The organism is Actinacidiphila sp. bgisy167, assembly GCF_057707665.1.
On the sequence record NZ_JBYIQP010000005.1, the window covers coordinates 20,643 to 35,631 of the forward strand.

At 73.9% G+C, this 14,989-nt stretch carries 14 protein-coding genes, 1 tRNA gene and 1 pseudogene; 10 read left to right on the forward strand and 6 right to left on the reverse strand.

The window, feature by feature from the left end; translation table 11 throughout:
- Positions 1-156: 156 nt before the first annotated feature.
- Positions 157-753, reverse strand: coding sequence for a 5-formyltetrahydrofolate cyclo-ligase (locus AC3ET4_RS03040; protein ID WP_431945550.1), 597 nt, complete (start codon positions 751-753; stop codon positions 157-159).
- Positions 754-833: 80 nt separating this feature from the next.
- Here AC3ET4_RS03040 and galU point away from each other — a divergent pair, with 80 nt between their 5' ends.
- The 7 genes from galU to AC3ET4_RS03075 all read left to right on the forward strand — a co-directional run bounded on the left by galU (position 834) and on the right by AC3ET4_RS03075 (position 5,861).
- A complete protein-coding gene (gene galU / locus AC3ET4_RS03045; RefSeq protein ID WP_431945552.1) occupies positions 834-1,742 on the forward strand; it encodes a UTP--glucose-1-phosphate uridylyltransferase GalU in 909 nt (302 codons plus the stop codon).
- Positions 1,739-3,082 (forward strand): molybdopterin molybdotransferase MoeA, encoded by a 1,344-nt coding sequence (locus tag AC3ET4_RS03050; protein ID WP_431945554.1) that lies wholly within the window; start codon positions 1,739-1,741, stop codon positions 3,080-3,082. Before galU ends, AC3ET4_RS03050 begins: the two co-directional genes overlap by 4 nt.
- 56 nt (positions 3,083-3,138) lie before the next feature.
- Positions 3,139-3,621 (forward strand): cyclic pyranopterin monophosphate synthase MoaC, encoded by a 483-nt coding sequence (gene moaC, locus AC3ET4_RS03055; protein ID WP_431945556.1) that lies wholly within the window; start codon positions 3,139-3,141, stop codon positions 3,619-3,621.
- Positions 3,618-4,106, forward strand: coding sequence for a MogA/MoaB family molybdenum cofactor biosynthesis protein (locus AC3ET4_RS03060; RefSeq protein ID WP_431945558.1), 489 nt, complete (start codon positions 3,618-3,620; stop codon positions 4,104-4,106). The genes moaC and AC3ET4_RS03060 overlap by 4 nt, the downstream gene beginning before the upstream one ends.
- On the forward strand, positions 4,103-4,723 hold the full coding sequence (locus tag AC3ET4_RS03065) for a GNAT family N-acetyltransferase (protein ID WP_431945743.1): 621 nt from the start codon (positions 4,103-4,105) through the stop codon (positions 4,721-4,723). Before AC3ET4_RS03060 ends, AC3ET4_RS03065 begins: the two co-directional genes overlap by 4 nt.
- A gap of 140 nt (positions 4,724-4,863) precedes the next feature.
- Positions 4,864-5,724 carry a divisome protein SepX/GlpR gene (gene sepX / locus AC3ET4_RS03070; RefSeq protein WP_431945560.1) on the forward strand — a complete coding sequence of 287 codons (861 nt, stop codon included), beginning with the start codon at positions 4,864-4,866 and terminating at the stop codon, positions 5,722-5,724.
- A 63-nt stretch (positions 5,725-5,787) separates the two neighbouring features.
- A tRNA-Ala gene (locus AC3ET4_RS03075) sits at positions 5,788-5,861 on the forward strand.
- A gap of 165 nt (positions 5,862-6,026) precedes the next feature.
- Here the strand turns inward: AC3ET4_RS03075 and AC3ET4_RS03080 are convergent.
- Positions 6,027-6,257 (reverse strand): DUF6461 domain-containing protein, encoded by a 231-nt coding sequence (locus AC3ET4_RS03080; protein ID WP_431945562.1) that lies wholly within the window; start codon positions 6,255-6,257, stop codon positions 6,027-6,029.
- Positions 6,253-6,500: pseudogene (locus AC3ET4_RS03085) on the reverse strand (hypothetical protein); the annotation flags it as partial. The pseudogene AC3ET4_RS03085 and the gene AC3ET4_RS03080, both read right to left, overlap by 5 nt.
- Before the next feature lie 355 nt (positions 6,501-6,855).
- Here AC3ET4_RS03085 and AC3ET4_RS03090 point away from each other — a divergent pair.
- Positions 6,856-7,818, forward strand: a complete 963-nt coding sequence (locus tag AC3ET4_RS03090; protein WP_431945564.1) for an alpha/beta hydrolase family protein — start codon at positions 6,856-6,858, stop codon at positions 7,816-7,818.
- A gap of 227 nt (positions 7,819-8,045) precedes the next feature.
- Positions 8,046-8,795: an aminoglycoside 3'-phosphotransferase gene (locus AC3ET4_RS03095; protein ID WP_431945566.1), complete on the forward strand. Its 750-nt coding sequence runs from the start codon at positions 8,046-8,048 to the stop codon at positions 8,793-8,795.
- A gap of 42 nt (positions 8,796-8,837) precedes the next feature.
- Here the strand turns inward: AC3ET4_RS03095 and AC3ET4_RS03100 are convergent, their stop codons facing one another.
- On the reverse strand, positions 8,838-10,514 hold the full coding sequence (locus AC3ET4_RS03100) for an IucA/IucC family protein (RefSeq protein WP_431945568.1): 1,677 nt from the start codon (positions 10,512-10,514) through the stop codon (positions 8,838-8,840).
- A gap of 75 nt (positions 10,515-10,589) precedes the next feature.
- Between AC3ET4_RS03100 and AC3ET4_RS03105 the strand changes: the two genes are divergently transcribed.
- Positions 10,590-12,287 carry an IucA/IucC family protein gene (locus AC3ET4_RS03105; RefSeq protein WP_431945570.1) on the forward strand — a complete coding sequence of 566 codons (1,698 nt, stop codon included), beginning with the start codon at positions 10,590-10,592 and terminating at the stop codon, positions 12,285-12,287.
- Between the two features lie 78 nt (positions 12,288-12,365).
- On the opposite strand, the gene AC3ET4_RS03110 is transcribed toward AC3ET4_RS03105, so the two are convergent.
- A complete protein-coding gene (locus AC3ET4_RS03110; protein ID WP_431945572.1) occupies positions 12,366-13,319 on the reverse strand; it encodes a hypothetical protein in 954 nt (317 codons plus the stop codon).
- 86 nt (positions 13,320-13,405) lie between these two features.
- Positions 13,406-14,875, reverse strand: a complete 1,470-nt coding sequence (locus tag AC3ET4_RS03115) for a dihydrolipoyl dehydrogenase family protein (protein WP_431945574.1) — start codon at positions 14,873-14,875, stop codon at positions 13,406-13,408.
- Positions 14,876-14,989 lie beyond the last annotated feature (114 nt).

Genomic DNA, 14,989 nt, shown 5'->3' on the forward strand with positions numbered 1-14,989 from the left:
GAACGTGACACGAAGGGGCGGGCCGTCAGGCCCGCCCCCTTCGTTCGTCCCCGAGGCGCTGACCCGCTGCTGGGCGTTCTCCGTCCCCCTCGCCTCCGTCCCCCTCGCCTCCGCCCCCCTCGCCTCTGGTGCCGCCCGCCCCTCGAGCCCCCGCCCTCAGGGGCCGCCGAAGCGCCGTACGCCCTGCGGCGTCACCACCGCGTCGACCGGCCGGTCGTGCGGCTCGCAGGGCACCCGGTCCAGCACCTCGTGCGCGTACAGCAGCACCACCAGCGCCGGCGTCGCGCCCGCCGCGTCCAGCCGGGCCAGGACCCGGTCGTACGAGCCGCCGCCGCGGCCCAGCCGCCGGCCCCGGCCGTCGACGGCCAGTCCGGGGAGCAGCACCGCGTCCGCCTCGGTGACCGCGTCCGGGCCGAGACGGGGGCCGGTGGGCTCGTACAGGCCCCGGGCGGCCGGCCGCAGGGTGCCGGGCCCCTCGTAGAGCGCCCAGTCCAGGTCGTTGTCGGGCAGCAGGACGGGCAGAAGCACCCGTTCCCCGCGTTCGCGCAGCACCTCGAGCAGTGCGCGGGTGCCGGGTTCGGCGCCCACCGACACGTACGCCGCCACGGTCCGGGCCCGCGAGAACGCGGACAGGGCCAGGGCGTGTTGCGCGATCGCCCGTTCGGCCTCCGCCCGGTCATCGGCAGTCAACCCGCGTCTCACCTGGAGGAGGCGTTCTCGCAATTCCCTTTTGATAATCTCGCCATCACTCATTTGACGTGCAAGCGCCGCCTTTCGTCATCAAGCAACCGGAACTTCATCTTCACCTCATAGCCAGCGGTTATCGTTGCCCCATGACTCACGCGCGTACCCGGATCAGCAAGGCGGTCATCCCTGCCGCCGGGCTTGGCACCCGTTTCCTGCCCGCCACAAAGGCGACGCCCAAGGAAATGCTGCCGGTGGTCGACAAGCCCGCAATCCAGTACGTCGTCGAGGAGGCCGTCGCCGCGCACCTTTCCGACGTCCTCATGATCACAGGCCGGAACAAGCGGCCGCTCGAGGACCACTTCGACCGCAACTACGAGCTCGAGTCGGCGCTGACCGCCAAGGGCGACGAGGCGCGCCTGGCGCGGGTCCAGGAGTCCAGTGACCTCGCCACCATGCACTACGTGCGCCAGGGCGACCCGCGCGGCCTCGGCCACGCCGTTCTCTGCGCCGAGCCGCACGTCGGGGACCAGCCCTTCGCTGTGCTGCTCGGCGACGACCTGATCGATCCCCGCGACCCGCTGCTCGGCCGCATGATCGAGGTGCAGGAGCGACACGGCGGCAGCGTCGTGGCGCTGATGGAGGTCGACCCGAGCCAGATCCACCTCTACGGCTGCGCCGCCATAGTCCCCACCGGCGACGACGACGTGGTCCGCGTGACCGACCTCGTCGAGAAGCCCGCGCGGGAGGAGGCGCCCTCCGCGTACGCGGTCATCGGGCGCTATGTGCTGGACCCGTCGATCTTCGCGGTGCTCAGCAAGACCCGGCCCGGCCGCGGCGGCGAGATCCAGTTGACCGACGCGTTGCGCGAACTGGCCCAGGAGGGCGGCCCGGACGGTCCGGTGCACGGCGTCATCTTCACCGGCCGGCGCTACGACACCGGAGACCGGGGCGACTACCTGCGTGCGATTGTCCGACTGGCGTGCGAACGTGATGACCTGGGGCCGGACTTCCGGTCCTGGCTGCGCACGTTTGTCAGCGAGGAGATGCAAGATTGAGCAGTGGCACGGCCGACCGCGTCTGGTCCGTCTCGGAGCACCTCGACAACATCCTTCGGCAACTGAAGCCGCTGGAGCCCATCGAGCTCCAACTGCTCGACGCCCAGGGGTGCGTCCTCGTGGAGGACGTCATGGTGCCCGTTCCGCTGCCGCCCTTCGAGAACAGCTCGATGGACGGCTACGCGGTCCGCACCACCGACACCCTGGGCGCCGACGCCTCACATCCGGCCGTGCTCACCGTCGTCGGTGACGTGGCGGCCGGCAGCGGCGAACTGCCCACCGTGGGACCGGGTCAGACGGCCCGCATCATGACCGGCGCCCCGCTGCCGCCCGGCGCCGAGGCCGTGGTGCCCGTCGAGTGGACCGACGGCGGCACGGGCGGCGACCCGGTCATCGGCATGCCGGCCGCGAGCCGGAGCCCCGACGCCGTGGGCGGCGAGGTCCGCGTCTACCGACCCGTGGAGCGGGGCGACCACGTCCGGGCGCGCGGCAGCGACGTCGCGGCGGGCGAGCTGGCGCTCAGCGCCGGCACGGTGCTGGGCCCGCCGCAGATCGCCCTGCTCGCCGCCGTCGGCCGCGCCACCGTACGGGTGCGGCCCCGGCCGAGGGTGGTCGTGGTCTCCACCGGCAGCGAACTCGTCCCGCCCGGCGAGGAGCTGGGCCCCGGCCGCATCCACGACTCCAACAGCTACATGCTCACCGCCGCAGCCCGCGAGGCCGGCGCCCAGTCCTACCGGGTGGGCGCGGTCGTGGACGACGCCGAGACCTTCCGGGCCACCGTCGAGGACCAGTTGATCCGGGCGGACCTCGTGGTCACCACGGGCGGCGTCAGCGTCGGCGCGTACGACGTGGTGAAGGAGGCGCTCGGCGAGGAGATCGAGTTCCGCAAGCTGGCGATGCAGCCCGGCAAGCCGCAGGGCTTCGGCTTCATCGACGCCGGAGCACGCGCCGAGGCGGGGGGCGACGGGGAGGACGCGCAGGCCGCGCCGCCGGAGCCGGAGCGCACCCCGCTGCTCGCGCTGCCCGGCAACCCGGTCAGCGCCTACGTCTCCTTCGAGCTGTTCGTCCGGCCCGCCATCCGCACCCTCATGGGCGTGGAGCCGGTGTTCCGCACGACGGTGCGGGCCGTGTGCGACAGCGATCTGACCTCCTCGCCCAAGGGCCGGCGGCAGTTCCTGCGCGGCCGCCACGACCCCGCCACCGGCCGGGTCACCCCTGTGGGCGGCGCCGGCTCGCACCTGGTCAAAGCACTCGCCCACGCGAACGCGCTGATCGTGGTGCCCGAGGACACGACGCAGGTCGCGGCGGGCTCGGAGGTCGACGTCGTGCTGCTCGACTGAGCGGGTACCGTTACTGCCCACGCGAGCACGCGGCGAGCAGTGGGAGTGCCGGACCGATGACAGAACAGCAGCATCTGACGCACATCGACGACGCGGGGGCGGCCCGCATGGTGGACGTCTCGGAGAAGGACGTCACCACCCGCGTCGCCCGGGCGACCGGCCGGGTCCTGGTGTCGCCGCGTGTCATCGAACTGCTGCGGGGTGAGGGCGTGCCGAAGGGCGACGCCCTCGCCACCGCGCGCATCGCCGGGATCATGGGCGCCAAGCGCACCCCCGACCTCATCCCGCTGTGCCACCCGCTGGCCGTCTCCGGGGTGAAGGTCGACCTCTCGGTGGGCGACTCGTCCGTGGACATCACCGCCACCGTGAAGACCACCGACCGCACGGGCGTGGAGATGGAGGCCCTCACGGCGGTGAGCGTCGCCGCGCTCACCGTCGTCGACATGGTCAAGGCCGTCGACAAGGCCGCCGTCATCACGGACGTGCGGGTGGAGGAGAAGACCGGCGGCAAGTCCGGCGACTGGAGCCGCACCCGATGAGGGCACTGGCGATCACCGCGTCCAACCGCGCCGCCGCCGGCGTCTACGAGGACCGGGGCGGCCCGCTGATCGTCGCCGGACTGCGCGAGATGGGCTTCACCGTCGACGGCCCGCGTGTCGTCCCCGACGGCGAGCCCGTCGGCGACGCGCTGCGGGAGGCCGTGGCCGGGGGGTACGACGTCGTGGTCACCACCGGCGGCACCGGCATCTCGCCCACCGACCGCACCCCGGAGGTCACCCGCGGGGTCCTCGACTACGAGGTCCCCGGAGTCGCGGAGGCGATCAGGGCCGCGGGCCGCGAGAAGGTGCCGACGGCCGCGCTGTCGCGTGGCGTCTGCGGTGTCGCCGGGCGCACCCTGGTGGTGAACCTCCCCGGATCGACCGGCGGCGTCAAGGACGGCCTGGCCGTCCTGGCCCCGATCCTCGTCCATGCCGTCGAGCAGATCCACGGCGGCGACCACCCTACGTCTGGGAGACCGAGCTGAACGGGTCCTGGCCGGCCGAACTGGCGGACGGGGACGTCCTCCTCCGCCCGATAAGGATGCGCGACCAGCGGGCCTGGCGCGAGGTGAACCGGCGCAACCGGCAGTGGCTGCGGCCCTGGGAGGCCACGGTGCCGCCGGCGCCGCCGGGCCACCTCACCCAGCGGCCCACCTACCGCCAGATGGTCCGGCATCTGCGCCACGAGGCCGCCGCGGGCCGCATGATGCCGTTCGTCGTCGAGTACCAGGGGCGGCTCGCCGGTCAGCTCACGGTCGCCGGGATCACGTGGGGCTCCATGTGCAGCGCCCACATCGGCTACTGGGTCGACGAGGCCGTCGCCGGGCGCGGGGTCATGCCCACCGCGGTCGCGCTCGCCGTGGACCACAGCTTCCGTGCGGTGGGACTGCACCGCATCGAGGTCTGCATCCGGCCGGAGAACACCCCGAGCCGCCGGGTGGTGGAGAAACTCGGCTTCCGTGAGGAAGGACTGCGCCCCCGCTATCTCCACATCGACGGGGCGTGGCGCGACCACCTGGTCTTCGCGCTGACGGCGGAGGAGGTGCCGGAGGGAATGCTCCGGCGCTGGCACCGGACGCGACCGGGAACGGCTCACAAATAAAATCTTTGTTCGAAAGTGGCCGCCGATTCGACTCCGATGTGGGCACGATCAGAAAAAAATTTCGGAGTATCAGCCAGATCGTGCGACACACCGCGCCGAATTGCGTATCCCGTGTGGCCGACCCCCCTACCGTGTGATGCGTGAGCAGCAGCGGCCTCATCTACGCAGTCATCGTCGGGGCCTGGGCTGCCTACTTGGTGCCGATGTGGCTCCGTAGGCAGGACGAGCTCAACGAAGCGCGCCCGACGGAGCGCTTCAGTACCGCCATCCGGCTGCTGTCCGGACGTGCGGCGCTGGAGCGCAGGTACGCCAAGACGGCGGACCCGGAATCGGAGACCGAGGCGGAGCCCGCGGTCGACGTCCGGGCCCTTGCCGTACCCGCGACAGAGGTGAAGCCGAAGTCCCGGCAGAGCGGGAAGCCGGGCAAGCCCGGCAAGCAGGGCGGTCAGGCGCACCCCCGGACGGTGAGGAAGCCCGATCCGCGCGCCAAGGTGCTCGCCGCCCGACGCCGCACCATCACGCTGCTCTTCCTCGCCTTCACCGCCGGCATGATCGTCGCCGCGGTCGGCGGTGTCGCCTTCCTCTGGGCCCCGGCCGCGCCCGCCGTGCTGCTCACGTTCTACATCGCCTATCTGCGCACGCAGGAACGCCGCCGCTTCGAGGTCAAGCTCGACCAGCGCCGTGCCGCCGACGCCGCCAAACGCCTGCGTGAGGCCCGTACGACCCGCGAGCCCGGCCTGGACGCGCCCGACGCGGCAGAGCCCGCACAGCCCGCCGAGGAGCCTGCGACGGCCGACCGGCGCGCCCTGGTGGAGCAGACCGACCACGCCGAGTGGGTCGACCAGCAGCGCGTCCCCGCCGAGGACACCTGGGAGGTCCCGGCCCCCCGGCCCACCTTCTCCACGGCCCCGGTCACCCCGCGCCGCTCCCGCGACCGCTCCCGCACCCCTCTGTTCGACCAGCACGCCGACCGCGGCCGGCCCCGAGCGGCCAACGAGTGACCTCCCAGCGCGGGGGGCGCGCCGAGCACCCTCGGCGGGATGCTAGAGTTTTCCTCGTTGCAAGGGCCTGTGGCGCAGTCCGGTAGCGCACCTCGTTCGCATCGAGGGGGTCAGGGGTTCGAATCCCCTCAGGTCCACAGCAGCTCAAAGCCCCTGTCGGAGAGATCCGGCAGGGGCTTTGTCATGCCGTACAGCAGCGAAGTACAGCAACTACGGTCGATCTTGCTTGTCGAGATGCTTGCCGAGCCTGCGCAGAGCCTTGCGCGTCGCCTCGGACGGGACATGCGTGTAGATCTCCATCGTCACCGCGAATGCACCGGATTGCAGCCGCCGCAGGGAAGCGCCACTCGGGACGAGCTCGCGGGCAAGCTCCAGAGATGGGAGCCGATCCGGCGCATGACGTCGAGGAGTTCGTCGGGCTCGTCGGCGCCCCAGCGGTCCTTCTGGAACTTGGGGTCGATGCACAGTCGCAGGGCCTGGTCCTCCGCCCAGAGGAACGTGCCGACGCCCGTCGACGGTCGAGTCGAGGGCACCGTCGGAGACGGCGTAGACCGACGCGTAGATGCCGCGGGCCACTGCCTCGGCCGGATGGACCTCCGCCCATGTCCGCCATGGCGGTCCCCGGGGCTCCGGATCCTCAGCGAACGTGCCTGCCTCCATGAGCACCGGGAGCCGCAGCCCGTTCCCGTACTTCTGGTAAGCGTGTGCCGGCAGGGCGACCGGGACAGCGGGGCGGTCAGTTCGGCGCCGCATCCCGCGCACGCGAAAACGAACACATGCCCTCCGCTGGAGAATCGGGGGACATCGTCGCAGTTTTCCCCGGGGCTATCGCGTAGAAGACGGGTGCGATGTCGCGGACGGTCGGTCGCAGGCGGCTGATCTCGGGCGGGCGCCGGCGCGCTCCCGACCCGCCCGGTGGCCACGGCGGTATCGGAATCGCCATGCGCCCGCGCCTGTGTGCGCGGCCGAACGGATCGGCCCGCCAGGGCTGTCGACGTCGCCACGCACTGTGTCCTCCGTCACGTTCTCCAACCTCATCGCGGCTCGGACGTCTCTGGGCATGGACAGGTAGTCGAATCCCTCTGACAGCACGTCCAACAGTCGCGCCTTCGCACTCTCAGGAGGAACTCCTTGCCCTGGAAACGCCGCGCCGGTCACCGCGCCGCAGCACTGTCCCTGGCCGCCGCCGCCGTGGTTCTCGGCGGTTGCGCCGCGCCCGCCCCGGTAGCGGTGAAGGCGCTGGACAACAGCCCGTCTCCTGTGAAGTCCGCGGTCGTCCACCCCTCGCAGGGAACGCAGGGAACGCAGGGAACGCAGGGAACGCAGGAACCCGAGGACGCTGTCACCGAGAAGCCGGTGTCGTACCGGCCGGCGGACCCCGAGGACACCGTGCGGACGCCGTCCGGGTACCTCGTCAACAAGTGCGTGCCCCGACGGCTGTATGAGCACGTCACGACACTGACCACACAGGACGGCAAGCACCTCTCCACACTGATCCTGGGCAAGGGGCCGGACGCCGTCTACTTCGGGCATCAGTACGGAGGCCAGATCTGCAACTTCCTCGACCTCGCCGAGGAGTTCGCCAAACGCGGCTACCGGGTGATGCTTCCGGAGTTCCGCAACCACGTCGCCTCTGAGAAGTCCGACTCCTCCAGCGCCCTGGACGCGAAGGCCGCCTTCGACAAGCTCAAGGACCTCGGGACGAAGCGGGTCTTCCTCGCGGGGGCCTCCTGCGGCGGAACCACCGCGGCCACGCAGGGCGTGGCGAGCGGCATACCCCTCGCGGGCCTGGCTCTGCTCTCCTCGCCGGCGCGGTGTGACGGCGACGCGGTGGCGGCGGTCAAGAAGATCAAGGCGCCTTCGATGTTCTTGGTCGAGCACGACGACATGCAGGGAGGGCACGAGCGGCAGATCCGCGAGCTCTACGAGGCGTCCGCGGCGTCGGACAAGCGCCTCGTCGCGGTCGACGGCGAGGAGCACGGGACATTGATGCTGTACGGATCCAAGGAGGACGACGAGCGACGCGCCATGGTCGTCAGCTTCATCGCGAACGCGTTCACCGCGGGCGACGAGGCAGGCGGCGGCTCGCGGTAGGCCGCGACCGTCACCCACCCGAAGCGACCCACACGGCTTGTGTGGGAGCAGGCGGGAATCCCGGGCCTTTAAGCCCGGGAGGATGTCAAGCCTGCTGCCCGCTCCTCGTCCGCGACCGGGGACCCCGGCACACGGGTCGCCGCCGCATAGCGGCCTGCCCTGCCGCGCGGTCCCGGACGCGTGAAATGGGCTGGCGCCGTGCGGGGCGCGGGGAGGAGCATGCGGCGGTGGAGATTCTGATGTCGGGGCCGCCGGACGGCGAGGTGGAGGTGCCGGCGCGGATCAGCGCGCTGGCGGGGGAGCGGGCGCCGCTGCCCGTGTGGCGCAACGAGGCGGGCGGGGTGACGTTCCGGCTGGGCGCGGGCGAGGACCGGCTGTTCGCCAAGTGGGCGCCGGCCGGCTCGGGGCTCGACCTGGGAGCCGAGGCCGAGCGCCTGGAGTGGGCGAGCCGCTTCACGCCCGTGCCGCCCGTCCTGGAGTACGGGACGGACGAGGCGGGCGCCTGGCTGGTGACGCGCGGGCTGCCCGGGGAAAGCGCCGTCAGCCCGCGCTGGACGGCGGACCCCGGCACGGCGGTACGCGCGCTGGGCGCCGGGCTGCGCGCGCTGCACGACCGGCTGCCCGTGGACCGCTGCCCGTACGACTGGTCCGTCGGCACCCGCCTGGAACGCGCCCGGAGGGCCGGCAGGCGCGTGCCGGGGGACCTGCCGCCCGCGCCCCCGGTCGACCGGCTCGTGGTGTGCCACGGAGACCCCTGCGCGCCCAACACGCTGCTGGGCGAGGACGGTTCCTGGTCGGGCCACGTCGACATGGGCGCCCTCGGTGTCGCCGACCGCTGGGCCGATCTGGCCGTCGCCACATGGAGCACCGAGTGGAACTACGGGCCGGGCTGGGAGGACGCGCTCCTGGAGGCGTACGGCACAGTCCCCGACCCGGAGCGGACAGCCTATTACCGGCGCCTGTGGAGCGTCACCTGACGGGCGCCCCGACGGGACGGCCCGGCCGCGGGAAACCCCGCGTCAGAGCAGGGGGTTGGGCAGTCCCGTCCACTGGTCGCCGTGCGCGGCGGTCTCCAGCCGCATCGACGTCAGGGCCTTGACGGCGAGTTCGGGGGCGCGGAGCAGGGCCGCCCGGTCCGCGAGGGCGTCCGCCGTGGTGGGGTGGGCGTCGAAGGCGCGGACGGCCTCCGTGCGCACCGCGTCCCACAGCCGGGCCTCGGTGGGGCGGTGGCCCTCCCCGAGGGCGGAGACGAGGCTGCCGAACGTGGTGGCGACCAGGGAGCCGTAGAGCTTGGAATGCAGGACCGCCGGGTCGTCGCTGAGGCCGCGGCCCATCGGGGGCACGCGGACGCCGTGCCGGGCGAGGCGGGCCGGGCTGATCCGGACGTCGGCGAGGTCGCGGTAGACCAGCCGCAGCGGCCGGGCGTGCCGGTCGAGGACGACCAGCAGGTTCTGGCCGTGCGCCTCCAGGGCGACGCCCCAGGACAGCAGCCGCAGCAGGGCCGGGAGCGCGAGCCCGGCGAAGGCGGTGAGCCACGCGGCGCCGTCCGGGGGCGGGCCCGGTGCCGCGGCCGCGAGCAGGGAGCGCAGCAGCGGCGGTCCGCCGGCGGCGGGGCGCCCGGTGAGGGCGGCGACGGGCAGCACGCTCTCGCCGGCCGCGGGGTCCGCGAAGCCGGCCGGGGACTCCCGCAGGATCGCGGCGAGGTCGGGGACGGCCTCACCGCCGACGACGGCGCAGGCCGCCCCGAGGTTGCGGGTGATGTGCAGCGTGCCGGGGCCGAGCCGCCGGGCCAGTTCGTCCAGCAGCCCGGACAACGGGGCGCTGTCGGTCACCGAGCGGGCGGAGATGTCGCGGACGGACGAGGTCATCCGCATGCTCAGCGCCGTCTTCAGGTGCGGCCCGCCGCCCCGCGGGGCGAGGGTGCGCACCGACATCAGGGGCCGGGCGGGGACCGCGGCCTCGGCATAAGGGCGCACCCCGAGGGCTGGCAGGATGTGCCGGGTCTGCCAGGGATGGACGGGCAGCAGCAGCCGGTCGCCGTCCCGGAACCGGTCCGGCCAGACGCCCGCGACCAGGCACTCGGCGGCGGGGACGGCGACGAGGTCGAGGGCGACGACGGGCCGGTGCTCGGGACCGTAGGCCAGTTGCTCGGCCACGGAGAAGCCGGGGCGGCTGCGGCAGCACGGGTGGTAGGGGTGGCCGTCGACGACACCCTGCTCGTAGGAGGCGAGTGACGGCGGCCGGACGCCGCCGTCCCGCGAGCCGTGCGCCTGCGCGGCGTCCGCGGCTCCCGCGCGGGACAGGGCGAGCGAGGCGACGCTGTGGTCGAGTTCCTCGCGCAGCAGGCCCGACCCCGGCAGGCCGAGGGCCTCCACCAGGGCGGCCGGATGCTCCTGGGGCCGGCCGTCCAACAGGAGAACGGTCTCGTCCGCCGGCGACCCCAGGTCGTGCGGCAGTCGCCGCGGCCCGGTGAGCACCCGGCCGTCGTGCAGGAGTACGCGGCCGGGACCGCGCGAGGCGATCCCCGGCAGGGGCTCCAGGAGCAGGGCGCGCCACAGGCGGCCGAGCACGGCGGCGCGGGCGCCGGGGAGCGCGGCGGCGTACGCGTCGCGCAAATCGGGTCGGAGCGCCGCCAGGTCGCCGGCGAACGCCGTCTCCAAAGGGCGCCGCGTCGCAGCCGCCGAGTGCGGGTACATGTTGGGTGCCTACCCTACGCAGGAGGTCGCCGACCGTGCTTCGACCAGCGCAGTCGCCCGTGGAGACGAGCCGCCGTGGGTGACGCCTGGGAACGCGCCGAGGCGCTGTCCGCGACGGCCCTGCTGAACTGCCTGCTGCGCGAGGTCGCCGAGGCCGCGGGTGAGGACGGCGGCCGTCTCGTCCACCGGCTGCCCGCGACCGGCCGGCTGCTGCGGACGCGGCCGGGGCGGCGCCCCACCGGCCCCGAGCTGCGCACCCGGGACGGCTGGCGGCCGCTCCCGCTGGAGGGCCTGGTCGAGGTCGCCTCGGCGGAGCTCACCGCCCGCACAGGTGTGACCGCCCCCGGGCTGCCCGCGGAGATCGCGGACAGCCGCGACGTGCTCGCCGCCCTGTTGGAAGCCCGCGACCGCACGCCGCCGCCCGCCGATCCCTATCTGCGCTCCGAGCAGGCCCTGGTGGCCGGGCACCGCTACCACCCCGCGCCCAAGAGCCGCGGTGGCGGCCCGCCGGAGAGCTGGCTGCCCTACGCGCCCGAGGCGCACGCGAGCTTTCCGCTCACCCTGCTCGCGGTCCGCGCCGACCTGCTGGCAGGGGAGGGCGACACCGCGGTGCTCGACCGGCTGTACCCGGACGTTCCCGGCGGCTACCGGGTGCTGCCCGCGCACCCCTGGCAGCTGGCCCTGCTGGGGGACCTCCCCGCCTTCCACGACGGGCGCCTGCTGCGCCTGGGCCGCACCGCCGTGCCGGCCGTGCCGACGGCGTCCCTGCGGACGGTGTACCTGCCCGAGGCCGACCTCTTCCTGAAGTTCAGCCTCGACGTGCGGATCACCAACGACATCCGCCGGCTGTGGCGGCACGATCTGCGCTGGCTCGGCCCGGTGGACGAGGTGCTGCGCGGCGTCCCGGAGGCGGACGTCCTGTCCGACCGCGGGTACCGCACCGCCGCCCTGGGCGGCCGGGACCCGTACGAGGCGCTGGCCGTGCTGGTCCGCGAGGGTTTCGGCGGGCACGTGCGGCCCGGGCTGACCCCGCTGCTCGCGGCCGCCGTCGCCGAGGGGTACGAGGGCAGCCCGCTCGCCGCGCCGGGACTCACCGCGCGGGACACGCTGGCCTGGTGGGAGGCGTACCTGCGGCAGGTCGTGCCGCCGGTGCTGCACGCGTATCTGCGGCACGGGGTGGTGCTGGAGTGCCACCTGCAGAACGTGCTCGTCGCCGTGGACGCCGACGGCCTGCCGGGCCAGGCGCTCTTCCGCGACCACGAGGGCGTCAAGCTGGTCGAGGAGCGGCACCGGGAGCTGCTGCGCCGCCGTCGTCGGCCGGACGCCGCCGGGCCCGGTGTGGACGCCGCCCACGGCTGGGAGCGCCTGGTGTACTGCCTCGTCACCAACAACCTGCTGGAGATCGCGGGCGCGGCCGCCGAACGCCACCCCGGCCTCACCCCGGCGCTGTGGGCGCGGGCCCGGCGCTTCCTCCAGGAGTGGGCGGCCGGGCACGGCGACCCGGCACCGCTGCGGGAGCTGCTCGCCGCCCCGCACATCCCCGCGAAGACCAATCTGCTCCTGCGCTGGACGGAGGCGGACGGCGCAGCCGCCCGCTACCAGCCGCTGCCGAACCCGCTGCGGCCCCGGGCCGGCGAGGCGACCGGCTCCGACCCCGGCTCCGGCTCTGACCTCGGCTCCGGCTCCGGCTCCGACCCCGGCGAGCTGCACGCGGCGGCGCCGCCGAACCCCGTGGCGCCGCCCGGGCGCCCTCGTCCTGCTGAGAGCGGCTGAGGCCGGCGTCACGGGGCGGAGGCGTTCCGGGACGGCGGCGGTCAGCGGTGCGACGGCCGACCCGCGGGGCCGCCGGGATCACCTGTCGTCGCCGGCCTGGTCGGGCACGAGTCGTTCGAGGACGTCCTGGAACTCCTCGCCCACGGTGATCAGCAGCCCGTCGCCGTCCTTGTGGCTGAGCTGGGTCAGCACGCCGTCCCGCCACCAGTAGACGTACGGGCTGATCGGACCCACCGCGTCCTCGTGGCCCGCCGCGGCGAAACCCGCCATGCCGTTGAGCGCGGGGATGACGCCGCTGTCGCGGATGGCGTGGAAGGCCAGCTGGTGCCGGAACGGCATGGCGACCAGCGCCCCGTCGGCGGTCAGCGGTTTCCCGGTGACCCGTTCCACCAGCTCGTCCAGGACCAGCACCCGGGCGGCGGTGAAGAAGGAGTCGCCGACCAGGACGTCGAAGCGCACGTCGGCGTGCCGGACGACCTCGTGCCGTTCCACCGGAAGGTCGCGCAGATTGAGCAGGGCGCGGCCGCGCAGCTCGCGGGCGTCGCCGAGCGGGACCAGGGCGTGGTCGGCGAGCGTCATCACGCTCTCCGGGAGGTCCAGGGCGAGCACCTCCAGCAGCCCGGGCGCGGCGACGCGGGCGTAGCGGAAGGTCTCGGGGTCGATCGCGTCAGGGGGGACGAGGCGCGGGTAGAGCCGCTCGCGGATCTCCTCGGCGGGCATGGTCTCCAGCGGTGAGGGCCCGTCGAGCGTGCGCAGCACCGCCCCGATGTGCTCGCGCGCCAGCTGCGGCCACACGCGCGGGCCGCGCCGGTCGTTGTGGCACAGCGCGGCGAGGTTGCCGAGCCCGAAGCGGCGGCCGGAGTCGTCGGTCACCATGTCGGTGAAGACGGTGACCTCCAGCCCGAGCTCGGCGAACGATTCCCGCACGATCGCGCGGAAGCGCGCGCCCTCGTCCACCGAGAAGAAGGCGTACTCGGGGTCGCGGGGTGCGTCCCGCTGGTCACGCTTCGGCCCGCGCCGGAAAATCCCCACCTCAGATGTCCCCTCGACAGACCTGGACTCGACTCCACGAGCAGGGCGCGATCCTATCGGCAGGCGCCCGGGGCCGCCCTGCGCGTTCAGCCCTCGCCGTCCGGTGCGTCCCGGTAGGTCTCCAGCAGCCGCAGCCACACCTCGCTCATGGTGGGGAAGGCCGGTACGGCGTGCCACAGCCGCTCCAGCGGCACCTCGCCGGCGACGGCGATCGTGGCCGCGTGCAGCATCTCCCCGACCGACGGGCCGACGAAGGTGACGCCGACGAGGTGGCCCCGGTCCAGGTCGACCACGGCGCGGGCCTTGCCCTTGTAGTCGTCGGCGTACAGGCCGGCGCCGGAGACGCTGCCGATCTCGTAGTCCACGACCTTCACGCGGCGGCCCGCCTGCCGTGCCTGTTCGGCGGTGAGGCCGACGGCGGCGGCCTCGGGCTCGGTGAAGACGACCTGGGGGACGGCGCTGTGGTCGGCGGTGGCCGTGTGCCGGCCCCAGGGAGCGGTGTCCAGGGGCTCGCCCTTGGCGCGGGCGGCGATGGCGGCCCCGGCGATACGGCCCTGGTACTTGCCCTGGTGGGTGAGGAGGGCGCGGTGGTTGGTGTCGCCCGCGCAGTACAGCCAGCCGCCCTCGACGTCCTCGACCAGGCAGGTGTCGTCGACGGCCAGCCACGAGCCGGGGGTCAGGCCGACCGTCTCCAGGCCCAGGTCGTCGGTGTGCGGGGCGCGTCCGGTGGCGAACAGGACCTCGTCGGCGACGAGTGCGGAGTCGTCGGAGAGCAGCAGGGTGACCGGCCCGGCCGCATCGGCGCGCCGCAGCTCCGTCACCGACACGCCGAAGCGGATCTCCGTCCCGGCGGCGCGCATCCCTTCCGCGACGAGCCCGCCCACGAACGGCTCCCAGCGCGGCAGCAGCGCGGAGCCGCGGACCAGCACCGTCACCTCGGAGCCGAGCGACCGCCACGCGGTCGCCATCTCGACGCCGACGACACCTCCGCCGACCACCACGAGCCGCCCCGGCACCTCGGAGGAGCTGGTGGCCTCGCGGCTGGTCCACACGCGGCCGTCGGCGATGCCGGGCAGCTCGGCGCGGGTGCCCGTGCAGACCGCCACGGCGTGCCGGGCCAGCAGGACGCGCTCGCCGCCGTCCGGGGTCTCGACGACGACCCGGCGCGGGCCGTCGAGCCGTCCGCGCCCCCGGACGAGGTCGATGCCGACCGAGTCCAGCCAGGTCACCGCCCCGTCGTCCTTCCAGTTCCCCGTCCACCAGTCGCGCCGGGCCAGCACCGCGGCGGCGTCCAGTCGCCCGCCCGCGGCCTCCCGGGCCCCCGCGACGGCCCGCGCGGCCTCCAGCGCCGCCTGCGGGCGCAGCAGCGCCTTGCTGGGGATGCACGCCCAGTACGAGCATTCGCCGCCGACCAGCTCCGCCTCGACCACCACGGTGGTCAGTCCGGCCTGCCTGGTCCGGTCGGCGACGTTCTCCCCGGTGGGGCCGGCGCCGATGACGATGACGTCGTAGGTGTCCGTGCGCGTGCTCGTACCGCTGTCAGCCGCCGTTGTCATGGTTCCACCGTAGGCAACGCCGCGTCCGCGCACAGCCGGAGCCCCCGGTCTCACCGCCGCTGTCACCGCACGGTCCCACCGCTCTCACCGGTCCCACCCGGGGCGGCGCCGCCC

Coding starts and splice junctions, on each gene's coding strand:
- AC3ET4_RS03060 (WP_431945558.1), top strand. CDS start 3,618: ATGAGGGCACTGGCGATCACCGCGTCCAACCGCGCCGCCGCCGGCGTC.
- AC3ET4_RS03115 (WP_431945574.1), bottom strand. CDS start 14,875: ATGACAACGGCGGCTGACAGCGGTACGAGCACGCGCACGGACACCTAC.
- galU (WP_431945552.1), top strand. CDS start 834: ATGACTCACGCGCGTACCCGGATCAGCAAGGCGGTCATCCCTGCCGCC.
- AC3ET4_RS03040 (WP_431945550.1), bottom strand. CDS start 753: ATGAGTGATGGCGAGATTATCAAAAGGGAATTGCGAGAACGCCTCCTC.
- AC3ET4_RS03100 (WP_431945568.1), bottom strand. CDS start 10,514: ATGTACCCGCACTCGGCGGCTGCGACGCGGCGCCCTTTGGAGACGGCG.
- moaC (WP_431945556.1), top strand. CDS start 3,139: ATGACAGAACAGCAGCATCTGACGCACATCGACGACGCGGGGGCGGCC.